The sequence below is a fragment of the Xenophilus sp. genome, from assembly GCF_044462705.1.
Classification (GTDB): domain Bacteria; phylum Pseudomonadota; class Gammaproteobacteria; order Burkholderiales; family Burkholderiaceae_C; genus Xenophilus; species Xenophilus azovorans.
The window spans coordinates 9,440-20,186 of the sequence record NZ_JBIQNC010000074.1 but is presented as its reverse complement, the minus strand read 5'-3'; the positions used below and the strand labels follow the sequence as shown (position 1 = coordinate 20,186).

The 10,747-nt window shown below is 73.2% G+C and carries 10 protein-coding genes; 5 read left to right on the top strand and 5 right to left on the bottom strand.

Annotation, left to right across the window (positions count from 1 at the left end):
• A partial coding sequence (locus ACIY1X_RS12925; RefSeq protein WP_399680994.1) for an NrtR DNA-binding winged helix domain-containing protein occupies positions 1–650 on the top strand: 650 nt, incomplete at its 5' end.
• Positions 651–713: 63 nt separating this feature from the next.
• A complete protein-coding gene (locus ACIY1X_RS12920) occupies positions 714–1,484 on the top strand; it encodes a GNAT family N-acetyltransferase (RefSeq protein WP_399680993.1) in 771 nt (256 codons plus the stop codon).
• A 5-nt stretch (positions 1,485–1,489) separates the two neighbouring features.
• Here the strand turns inward: ACIY1X_RS12920 and ACIY1X_RS12915 are convergent, their stop codons facing one another.
• The 5 genes from ACIY1X_RS12915 to mutL all read right to left on the bottom strand — a co-directional run bounded on the left by ACIY1X_RS12915 (position 1,490) and on the right by mutL (position 7,442).
• Positions 1,490–2,149, bottom strand: coding sequence for an ABC transporter ATP-binding protein (locus ACIY1X_RS12915; RefSeq protein WP_399680992.1), 660 nt, complete (start codon positions 2,147–2,149; stop codon positions 1,490–1,492).
• Positions 2,146–3,135 carry a tRNA (adenosine(37)-N6)-dimethylallyltransferase MiaA gene (gene miaA, locus ACIY1X_RS12910; protein ID WP_399680990.1) on the bottom strand — a complete coding sequence of 330 codons (990 nt, stop codon included), beginning with the start codon at positions 3,133–3,135 and terminating at the stop codon, positions 2,146–2,148. The genes ACIY1X_RS12915 and miaA overlap by 4 nt, the downstream gene beginning before the upstream one ends.
• Positions 3,132–4,379 carry a Bcr/CflA family efflux MFS transporter gene (locus tag ACIY1X_RS12905; protein ID WP_399680988.1) on the bottom strand — a complete coding sequence of 416 codons (1,248 nt, stop codon included), beginning with the start codon at positions 4,377–4,379 and terminating at the stop codon, positions 3,132–3,134. The genes miaA and ACIY1X_RS12905 overlap by 4 nt, the downstream gene beginning before the upstream one ends.
• Before the next feature lie 40 nt (positions 4,380–4,419).
• Positions 4,420–5,367: an alpha/beta hydrolase gene (locus ACIY1X_RS12900; RefSeq protein WP_399680987.1), complete on the bottom strand. Its 948-nt coding sequence runs from the start codon at positions 5,365–5,367 to the stop codon at positions 4,420–4,422.
• Positions 5,368–5,570: 203 nt separating this feature from the next.
• Positions 5,571–7,442: a DNA mismatch repair endonuclease MutL gene (gene mutL, locus ACIY1X_RS12895; protein WP_399680985.1), complete on the bottom strand. Its 1,872-nt coding sequence runs from the start codon at positions 7,440–7,442 to the stop codon at positions 5,571–5,573.
• Positions 7,443–7,493: 51 nt separating this feature from the next.
• On the opposite strand from mutL, the gene ACIY1X_RS12890 reads away from it, so the two are divergent.
• The 3 genes from ACIY1X_RS12890 to pgi all read left to right on the top strand — a co-directional run.
• Positions 7,494–8,138 (top strand): DedA family protein, encoded by a 645-nt coding sequence (locus tag ACIY1X_RS12890; protein ID WP_399680983.1) that lies wholly within the window; start codon positions 7,494–7,496, stop codon positions 8,136–8,138.
• Between the two features lie 374 nt (positions 8,139–8,512).
• Positions 8,513–9,460: a transaldolase gene (tal, locus tag ACIY1X_RS12885; RefSeq protein ID WP_399680982.1), complete on the top strand. Its 948-nt coding sequence runs from the start codon at positions 8,513–8,515 to the stop codon at positions 9,458–9,460.
• 3 nt (positions 9,461–9,463) lie between these two features.
• The coding region (pgi, locus tag ACIY1X_RS12880; protein ID WP_399680980.1) for a glucose-6-phosphate isomerase at positions 9,464–10,747 on the top strand (1,284 nt) is incomplete at its 3' end.

Here is a 10,747-nt window from a genome sequence, read left to right as displayed (position 1 = left end):
TCGTGGACGTGGCGCGGGACGCCACCCTGCTGGACTGCGCGCTGCGCAAGCTGCGCGAGAAGACGGGCGCGGTCACCCCTTACCTGGAGCAACTCGGTAGTTGGGGCGGCGCGAAGCGTGATCCGCGCGGCTGGTCCGCCACCCACTGCTTCTATGCACTGTTGCCGGCGCCGTCGGTCACGCTGGAAAAGGGCGATGACGTAGCCCCCACGCTCCCCGCTTCGCGTGGTTCGCTGCCCCCCGAGGGGGCGCTCGCCGCCTTGGGGCGGCCCGGCGGCGGCGATGCAGCGCAGGTCGCCTGGTTCGACGCCGATGCCGCCGTGCGCAAGCGGCTGGCCTTCGACCACGCGCAGATCCTCGCCGCCGCGCTGGAGCGCCTGCGCGGCAAGGTGGAGTACACCTCGCTGCCCGCCTTCCTGCTGGAAGAGCCCTTCACACTGCCCGCGCTGCAGCAGGCCTACGAGACGGTGCTGGGCCGCCCCGTCGACAAGAGCGCTTTCCGCAAGCGCATGCTGGACGGCGGCTTCCTGGAGGAGGCGGGCATGCTCCCCGCGGCCGTCGGCCGGCCGGCCATGGGCTGGCGCCTGCGCGACCGCGCGCGGCCGGCCTTCTTCCCGCGCACCTTCCTCAACGCGCCGGCGGCGGGCTGACGCGCGGCGGCCCGCGGGAAACCCGCCGCACGGCGGCGCGCGGCGCCAACGCACAATGGGGCCATGCCTTCCATCGAATCCATCGAACGCGCCACCCTGGCCGCCGTGCCGCCGGAGGTGGTGGAGGAACTGCCGGGCTGGCTGCTGCCGCTGGACGCCGGCACGGTGGGCCGGGCGCACAGCGCGGTGCCGCTCGCGCACGACGCGCCGGACGCGGCGCTGCTGCCGGAGATCGAGGCGCGCTACCGCGCCCGGCACCTGGCGCCGGTGTTCCGCCTGCCGGTGGAGGTGGCCGCCTTCGAGGCGTTCAACGCCGCGCTGCGCGAGCGCGACTACGTGCCCTCGCGCCCGACGATGGTGATGACCGGCACCGCGCAGGCGATGGTGGACGGCGGCCGCGGCGACGCCGTGCTGCTGGAGGTGCAGCCAGGCGACGACTGGGCGCGCGTGTACCTCGGCGAGGGCTTCGATCCGGTCGACGGCGGCCATCGCGTGCGGCTGCTGCGCCGCGCGCAGGACGCGGTGTACGCCAGCGTGCGCTTCACCGCGGAAGGCCAGTCGGCCGCCACGGGCGAGGTCGCCGCCGTGGGCTGCGCCTGCTTCAGCCAGGGGCTGGTCGGCGTGCACGGCATGCGCACGCGCCCGCGCTTTCGCGGCCGCGGCCTGGCGCGGCAGCTGATGGCGGCGATGGGCGCCGAGGCGCTGCGCCGCGGCATCGGGGAAGCCTTCCTCCAGGTGGAGGTGGAGAACTACCTCGCGCGCTCGCTCTACGCGCGCATCGGCTTCTCGCCGGCCTGGACCTACGTGTACTGGCAGCAGCCCGAGGTGCGCTGAAGCCCTTAGCCGCGGGCGATGCCGTCGGCCGTGAGGTGCACCACGCGCCCGGCGCGCGCGGCGGCGCTGTCGGAGTGGGTGACCAGCACCAGGCTGGCGCCGTGCTCGCGGCTCTGGGCGGCCAGCACGTCCATCACCTTCGCGGCGGTGGCCGGGTCCAGGTTGCCGGTGGGCTCGTCGGCCAGCAGCAGCGGCGGGCGGTGCACCAGGGCGCGCGCGATGGCCACGCGCTGCAACTGTCCGCCGGAGAGCTGCTGCGGCAGCCGCCCGCCCAGCCCGGCCAGGCCCACCGCCTCCAGCATCGCCTGCACGCGCGAGCGCGCCTCGGGCCCGCGCTGGCCCAGCAGCATCAGCGGCAGCGCGACGTTCTGCGCCACGTCCAGGTGCGGCAGCACGTGGAAGGCCTGGAACACGAAGCCCACGTGCGCGCGGCGCCACAGGGCGCGGGCGGTGTCGTCGAGCGCGCCGATGTCGGCGTCGCCGTGCAGCACGCGCCCCTCGTCCCAGTGGTCCAGCCCGGCCAGGCAGTTCAGTAGGGTCGACTTGCCCACGCCCGATTCGCCGACGATGGCGACGAACTCGCCGGGCTCGACCGTGAGGTCGACGCCGCGGAACACGTCGGCCTCGCCGTAGCGCTTGCGCAGGTGCTCGACGACCAGCTTCATGCCAGTGACTGCGCCAGCGGCGCGACGGCGGCGGCCAGGCGCTGCGCGGCGTCGGCCGCGTCGCAGGGCACGATGCGGCGCGCCGGCATGCCGCGCAGCCAGGTGATCTGGCGCTTGGCGAGCTGGCGGGTGGCGGCGATGCCGCGCTCGCGCAGCGCGGCCAGGGCGCCGGCGCCGGGCTGCTTCGCGTCGCTGCCGAGCGCATCGAACATCTCCCACGCCTGCCGGTAGCCCACGCAGCGGATGGAGGGCAGGCCCGGGTGCAGGTCGCCGCGCGCGCGCAGGGCGCGCACCTCGTCGAGGAAGCCGGCGGCCAGCATCGCGTCGAAGCGCCGGGCGATGCGCTCGTGCAGCCAGGCGCGGTCCTCGGTCTCCAGGGAGAAGAGGACCACGTCCTGCGCGGGCCGGCCGCCGGCCGCCCGTTGCTGGAAGGCCGACAGCGGCCGCCCGCTGGTGCGCCAGACCTCCAGCGCGCGCTGGATGCGCTGGCTGTCGCCCGGCGCCAGCCGCGCCGCGGTGGCGGGGTCCACCTGCGCCAGCTCGGCGTGCAGTGCGGGCCAGCCGCGCTCGGCCGCCTCGGCGTCGATCCGCGCGCGCTCGGCGGGGTCGGCCGCCGGCATCGCGTCCAGGCCGTCGATCAGCGCCTTGAAGTACAGCATGGTGCCGCCCACCAGCAGCGGCAGCGCGCCGCGCGCGCGGATGTCGGCGACCAGCCGCACGGCATCGGCGACGAAGGCGGCGGCGCTGTAGCTGTGCGCCGGGTCGAGGATGTCGATGAGGTGGTGCGGCACGGCGGCGCGTTCGGCGGCCGTGGGCTTGGCGGTGCCGATGTCCATGCCGCGGTAGACGAGGGCGGAATCGACGCTGACGATCTCCACCGGCATCGCATGCGCCAGCGACCGAGCGACGGCCAGCGCCGCAGCCGTCTTGCCGCTCGCGGTGGGGCCGGCGATGCCGATCCAGGCAGGGGCCCGCGGCGCCGTCAAGCGGGCGTCTCCCGGCGCACCGCGCGTGGCAGCACGGCCCAGCCCAGCACGGCCAGGCACACGCTCCAGAACCAGATGCCCAGCGCGAGCGGCCGCGTCGTGCCGTCCAGCGCGCCGCCCAGCCAGTGGCCGATGGCGAAGGCCGCCAGCATCATGGCGAAGCCGTTGAGCGCCGAGGCTGCGCCCGCCGCCTGCGGGAAGGGGCCGACCGCGCCCGTCTGGCCGCAGGGCTGGTGCACGCCGTGGCCCAGCATCGCCAGCGTGGCCGGCGCCATCACGGCCCACACCGACTGCACGCCGGCCAGCGCCAGCAGGCCCATCGCCGTGCCGCCCGCCAGGCTCAGCGCCGCGCCGCGCGCCACCGCGCCCTGCACGCCGTGGCGCGCCAGCCAGTGCCGGCACAGGAAGGTGCCGGCGATGTAGGCCAGCGAGTTCCACAGCATCACCAGACCGTAGCCGGTGCGCGTGAGGCCCAGCACCTGCAGGAAGACGAAGGACGAGGCGGCGAGGAAGGTGAACAGCAGCCCGTAGGCAGCCGTGGTGAGCGCGCAGTACGCCAGGAACACCGGGTGGCCCAGCACCTGCTTCCAGGTCCGCGCCAACGCCGACGGCCGCAGCGCGTGCGGGTCCGGCCGCGGCAGCGACTCGGGCAGGCGCAGCGCCACCAGGCCGAGCGTGACGGCGCCGAACACCGCCGTCATGCCCAGCGCCATGCGCCAGCCCAGCAGGTCGGTCACCAGCGCGCCCACCGGTGCGCACAGGCAGGCGATCACGCCCAGGCCGGTGAGGGCGCGCGACATCACCCGGGCGCCGTCGGCCGGCGCATACAGGTCGCGCACGATGGCGCGCGCGGCCATCACGGCGGCCCCCATCGCCGCGCCCTGCACGGCGCGCAACGCGATCAGCACCTCGATGGAGCCCGACAGCGTGGTGCCGACGGCCGCCGCCACGTAGGCGGCCAGGCCCCACAGCAGCACCGGGCGGCGGCCGAAACGGTCCGACAGCGGCCCGAGCACGAGCTGCGAGAGGCCGAAGGCCAGCAGCAGCGCCGTGAGCGTGAGCTGCGCCTGCGCCACATGGGCGCCGAAGCCGGCCGTGAGCGCCGGCAGCGCGGGCAGGTACAGGTCGGTGGTGACGGGCTGGATGCCCAGCAGGAGCGCCAGCGCCAGCACCAGCAGCCCGGGGCGGGCGACGTTCGGGGGGGCGGCTGAAGCGGCGGGCGTGGCGAGCGGGGCGGAGGGCACCCGGCGAGCGTAGCAAAGCCGGGTCGGGCCCGGCCGCGCCTCAGCTCTGCAGCGACGGCCGGGCGGAGGCGGCCGTGCCGCTGCGCGCGGGCGGCGCCGGATTCGCGGGGACCGTCTGCGCCGCCTGGGTCGGCGGCTCCTGCATCCTGAACAGCTGCGCCAGCGCCGAGCGGTACTGCAGCTCGCCGATGGAGTTGGTGCTGTGGTGCGAGCCGCCCTCGACCAGCACGAACATCTTGGGGCCCGCGGCGGCGTCGTAGAGCTTGCGGCCCAGCGTGGGGTTGATCAGCGTGTCGTTGGAGCCGTGCACCACCAGCAGCGGCGAGCCGATCGACTTGACCTTGCTGATCGCCTCGAAGCGCTGCGTGACCAGCGCCGAGAAGGGCAGCCAGCCCCACTTGAAGCTGCTGACCACGTCGGTGATCGAGGTGAAGGTGCCCTCGACGATGGTGCCGGCCTCGTCCTTCGCGTAGGCGGCGAGGTCGATGCCGATGGCGCCGCCCAGCGAGTGGCCGAAGATGTAGCGCGGGTTGTCGGGGTACTGCTTGGCCAGCCAGGCCCAGGCGGCGCGGGCGTCCTCGCGGGCTGATTCTTCGGAGGGCAGCGCCTTGGTGCTCTTGCCGAAGCCGCGGTAGTCGATGGCCAGCACCGAGAAGCCCAGCTCGTGCATGCGCTGGATGCGCGGCGCCGAGCCGGCGACGTTGTAGCGCGCGCCGTGCAGGTACAGCATCACCGGCCGGCGGGGGTCGGCCTGCGCGTCGCCTTCGCCCAGCCACAGGCCGTGCAGGCGCGCCCGCCGGCCGGACACCTGCGAGTCGAAGCCGATCCACACGTCCTGCATGCCGGCGGCCAGGGTGGCGGTGTTGCCCCAGCTCAGGTCGCTGGGCTGGAAGATCCATTCGCGCTGCCGCTCGTCCAGCGTGGCGCAGCCGGCGCCCAGCAGGGCGGCGAGGGAAAGGGCGGAAAGCAACGCGGTCCAGCGCTTCATCGGGGAAGAAGAGATCGGATGGCGGCCAAAAGTTCACTCGTTCGCACCGGATCCGGCCGTCGTCTCGACCCGGTCGTCCCCCTTCGTCCTGCCGCGCCGGGTGGCGTGGCAGAAGATACGACATGCAACGGTTGTGCCGGGGTGTTGGCCGACTGCGGAAAACCCGGGGTTGCGCCGGCGCGGGCGCGCCGGCTGCAGCGGGCTCAGCGCCCGCGCAGGAACAGGCCGTCCAGCTCGCGCACGCTGAGCTGGCGCCAGGTGGGCCGCCCGTGGTTGCACTGGTCGGAGCGCTCGGTCGCCTCCATCTGGCGCAGCAGGGCGTTCATCTCCTCCAGCGTCAGGCGGCGATTGGCGCGCACGGCGCCGTGGCAGGCCATGGTGGCCAGCAGTTCGTGCTGGGCGCGCTGCACCACGGTGCTGGCCTCGTGCTGGGCCAGTTCGGCCAGCACGCTGCGGGCCAGCTCGACCGGGTCGCCGTCGGCCAGGGCGGCGGGCACGGCGCGCACCGCCAGGGTGCGCGGCGAGAAGGGCGAGACCTCCAGCCCGAGCGCCGGCAGCACGGCGGCGCAGGCCTCGGCGGTGGCCACCTCCTGCGGCGTGGCGGCGAAGGGCGCCGGGATCAGCAGCGGCTGGCTGGCGATGGCGCTGCCGTCGAGCTGCGTCTTCAGCCGCTCGTAGACGATGCGCTCGTGCGCGGCGTGCATGTCGACGATGACCAGGCCCTGGCGGTTCTCGGCCAGGATGTAGATGCCGTGCAACTGGGCCAGGGCGCGGCCCAGGGGCCAGTCCTGCGTGCCGTCGGCCGCAGTGGCGGCAGGAGGGGGGGCGAGCGCCGCGGGCGGGAAGGCCGGCGGGGGCGCCGCGGACGGCATCGCGCCTGCCGCGGCCGGCTCGGCGCGCGAGGCCGGCCACATCGCTGCCATGTCGCCCGGGCCGCGCTCCGCCGCGAAATGGATCGCCGGCTGCACCCAGGGCGCGGGCACCGGCGGCGCGTCCGGCCGGAACAGCGGCGCCGGCCGCGCGGCCGCCATGTCGGCGCCGATGGCCTGCGCGCGCGGCGCGGCCAGCGCGTTCTCGATGGCATGGCGCACCGCTTGGTGCACCTCGCGCCCGTCGCGGAAGCGCACCTCGATCTTGGTGGGATGCACGTTCACGTCCACCCGCGTCGGATCGATCGACAGGTGCAGCACGAACACCGGCTGGCGCTGGCCGTGCAGCACGTCTTCGTAGGCGCTGCGCACCGCGTGCTGCAGCACCTTGTCGCGCACGAAGCGGCCGTTGACGTAGAAATACTGCTGGTCGGCGCGCGAGCGGGCCGCGTCGGGCACGCCGGCGTGGCCGCTCACGCGCACCGTGCCGGTGCCGTGCTCGACCTCCACGCTCTGCGCCACGAAGTCGTCGCCCAGCACGTCGGCGATGCGCCGCGCGGCAGTCGCCGCCGGGCGCCACTGCTCGACCAGCCGGCCCTCGTGCCAGACGGTGAAGCCGACCTCCGGCCGCGCCAGCGCGTGGCGGCGCACCGCCTCCAGGCAGTGCGCCAGCTCGGTCGCGTCGGTCTTGAGGAACTTGCGGCGCGCCGGCGTGGCGAAGAACAGTTCGCGCACCTCGACCGAGGTGCCCTGCGCCCGCGCCACCGGCTTGAGCTCGCCGGTGCGCCCGTCGAGCAGCCAGGCGCCGTCGGCCTGCGCGTGGCGCGAGAGGATGCTCAGCTCGGCAATGGAACTGACGGCGGCCAGCGCCTCGCCGCGAAAGCCCATGGTGCCGACCGATTCGAGGTCGGTGAGGCTGGCGATCTTGCTGGTGGCATGGCGGCGCAAGGCCAGCGGCAGCTCCTCGCGCGGGATGCCGACGCCGTCGTCCTCCACCGCGATCAGCCGCACGCCGCCGGCCAGCAGGCGCACGGTGATCTGCGCGGCGCCGGCGTCCAGCGCGTTGTCCACCAGCTCGCGCACCACCGACGCGGGGCGCTCCACCACCTCGCCGGCGGCGATCTGGCTGACGAGTTCGTCGGGGAGTTCGCGGATCGGCCGGCGCGTGCCGGCCGCGGCGTCGATGGCGGAGGGAAGGGCGCTCACCGGGGCATTCTAGGAAGCCGCGCGCAGAGCCGTCGGGATAATGCCGATCGCATGGATCTCGTTGCCTTCCTGATCGATTTCATCCTCCACGTCGACAAGCATCTCGAAGCCTTCGTCGTGGCCTACGGGCCCTGGGTGTACGCGCTGCTGTTCCTCATCGTCTTCGTCGAGACGGGCGTGGTGGTCATGCCCTTCCTGCCGGGCGACTCGCTGCTGTTCATCGTCGGCGCGCTGTGCGGCGCGGGGCTGATGCACTTCGGCATCGCGGTGCCGGTGCTGCTGGCGGCGGCGGTGCTGGGCGACCAGTGCAACTACAGCATCGGGCGGTACTTCGGGCCGAAGGTCTTCCAGTGGGAGCATTCGCGCTTCTTCAACCGCAACGCCTTCAATCAGGCGCACGCCTTCTACGAGCGCTACGGCGGCGTCACCATCGTGCTGGCGCGCTTCATGCCCTTCATCCGCACCTTCGCGCCCTTCGTCGCGGGCGTGGCCGAGATGGGGCGCGCCAAGTTCACCGCCTTCAACGTCGGCGGGGCGCTGCTGTGGGTGCTGGGCATCTGCACGGCGGGCTATTTCTTCGGCAACCTGCCCTTCGTCAAGGAGCACCTGGACAAGATCATCTGGGCGCTGATCCTGGTGCCGGGGCTGATCGCGATCTTCGGGGCGTGGCGGGGGGCGCGGGCGCAGCGCGCCTGACTGCGTTCCCCTGACCGTTGGGGGCACGCGCCGTGGCCGGGGCCTGGGGCGCGTGGAACCGTTGGTAGAGCATCCAACGGGGAAGCTGATACCCGACCACCGTTCGGGCTGAGCCTGTCGAAGCCGGGTGCCGCGCTTCGACAGGCTCAGCGTGAACGGGTGAGGGGAGTTGAACGGGACAAAGGGGGTGTTCTGCAACGGCCCGTTGGGGCCTGGGCCGGCACAACAGCGCACCCTTCATAAGAAATACGTACCGACCTCCGATCCCCCACATATCAGCCTCGCCACGCAGCCCGTTTACCATGCCCATGCTGCGGCCCGCCCGGCGATCGCCGGCATGACGAGGCCGCCTTTCCTCCGGAGAAACACACGCCATGAACCAGCTCGAAGCCCTGCGCCAGTGGACCACCGTGGTGGCCGACACCGGCGATTTCCGCCAGTTGGCCCAGTTCAGGCCGCAGGACGCGACCACCAATCCCTCGCTCATCCTCAAGGCCGTGCAGAAGCCCGACTACCGGCCGCTGCTCGACGAGACCGTTGCCGCGCACAAGGGCAAGCCGGTCGACGAGGTGATCGACCACCTGCTGGTGCGCTTCGGCACCGAGATCCTCTCGCTCATCCCCGGCCGCGTCTCCACCGAGGTGGACGCGCGCCTGTCCTTCGATGCCGCCGCGACCGTCGAGCGCGCCGAGCGCATCGTGGCCCTGTACCGCGCCGAGGGGGTGGACGTCGAGCAGCGGCTGCTCATCAAGATCGCCTCCACCTGGGAGGGCATCCGCGCCGCCGAGATCCTGGAGAAGAAGGGCATCCACACCAACCTGACGCTGCTGTTCTCCTTCGCGCAGGCGGTGGCCTGCGGCGCGGCGGGCGTCAGGCTCATCTCGCCCTTCGTCGGCCGCATCTACGACTGGTACAGGAAGGCCGCCGGCGCGCAGTGGGACGAGGCCGCGAATGCCGGCGCCAACGATCCCGGCGTGAAGTCGGTGCGCCAGATCTACGACTACTACAAGAAGCACGGCATCGCCACCGAGGTGATGGGAGCGAGCTTCCGCAACACCGGGCAGATCGCCGCGCTGGCCGGCTGCGACCTGCTGACCATCAGCCCCGAGCTGCTGGCCGAGCTGGCGGGCAGCACTGCGCCGCTGGCCCATGCGCTCGATGCATCGGCGGCGCGCGACCGCGACATCCCGGAGGTGCGCTACGACGAGGCCGCCTTCCGCTTCGCGCTCAACGAGGACGCGATGGCCACCGAGAAGCTGGCCGAGGGCATCCGCGCCTTCGCCGCCGACGCGGTCAAGCTGGAACGCCTGATGGGGGCCTGAGCCATGGCCGCGACACCTTCGCCGCGATGCGACCGCACGCCCGCCTGGGCCGCGCTGCAGGCGCACTTCGATGCCGCGGGCCGCGGCTTCGACCTGCGCGAGGCCTTCGCCGCCGATGCGGGCCGCGCTGAGGCCTTCGCGCAGGAGGCGCCGTATGTCTTCGCCGACCTGTCGAAGAACCTGCTCGACGCGCGCACGGAACAACTGCTGCTGCAGCTGGCGCGCGAATGCGGCCTGGAGGCGAAACGCGACGCGATGTTCGCCGGCGAGCACATCAATGCGACGGAAGACCGCGCCGTCATGCACTGGCTGCTGCGCTGCCCGCCCGGCGCGGCATCGGCCGCCGCCGTGCCGGCCGAACTGGCGCAGGTGCACGAGACGCTGGGCGCCATGCTCGCCTACGCCGAAAAGGTGCGCGCCGACCACACCATCACCGACGTGGTGAACATCGGCATCGGCGGCTCCGACCTGGGGCCGCAGATGGCGGTGCAGGCGCTGGCCGAGTTCGCGGCGCCGGGCAAGCACTTCCACTTCGTCTCCAACGTGGACGGGCACGAGCTGGACGCCGTGCTGGAGGACCTGGCGCCGGAGCACACGCTGTTCCTGATCGCCTCCAAGACCTTCACCACCGCCGAAACCATGGCCAACGCGCAGTCGGCCAAGCGTTGGTATGCGCAGTCCGGCGGCAACGACATCGCCGGCCACTTCGCGGCGCTGACCACCAACGTGGAAGCGGCGCGCGCCTTCGGCATCGAGACCACCTTCGGCTTCTGGGACTGGGTGGGCGGGCGCTACTCCATGTGGTCGGCCATCGGCCTGCCGATCGCGCTGGCGATCGGGGCCGAAGGCTTCCGCGCCTTCCTGGCCGGCGCGCATGCGATGGACGAGCACTTCCGCACCGCGCCGCTGGCATCGAACCTGCCGGTGCGCCTGGGCCTGCTGGACGTGTGGTATCGCAACTTCCACCGCTTCACCAGCCGCAGCATCGCGCCCTACCACGCGGCGCTGCGCCGGCTGCCGGCCTACCTGCAGCAGCTGGAGATGGAGAGCAACGGCAAGCAGGTCGACCTGGCCGGGCAGCGGCTGCCCTACGGCACCTCGCCCGTGCTGTGGGGCGAGCCGGGCACCAACGGCCAGCATGCGTACTTCCAGATGCTGCACCAGGGCACCGACGTCGTGCCGCTGGAGTTCATCGCCGTGCACGAGCCCGGCCACACGCTGGAAGGGCACCACGCCAAGCTGCTGGCCAATTGCATCGCGCAGGCGCAGGCGCTGATGGTCGGGAAG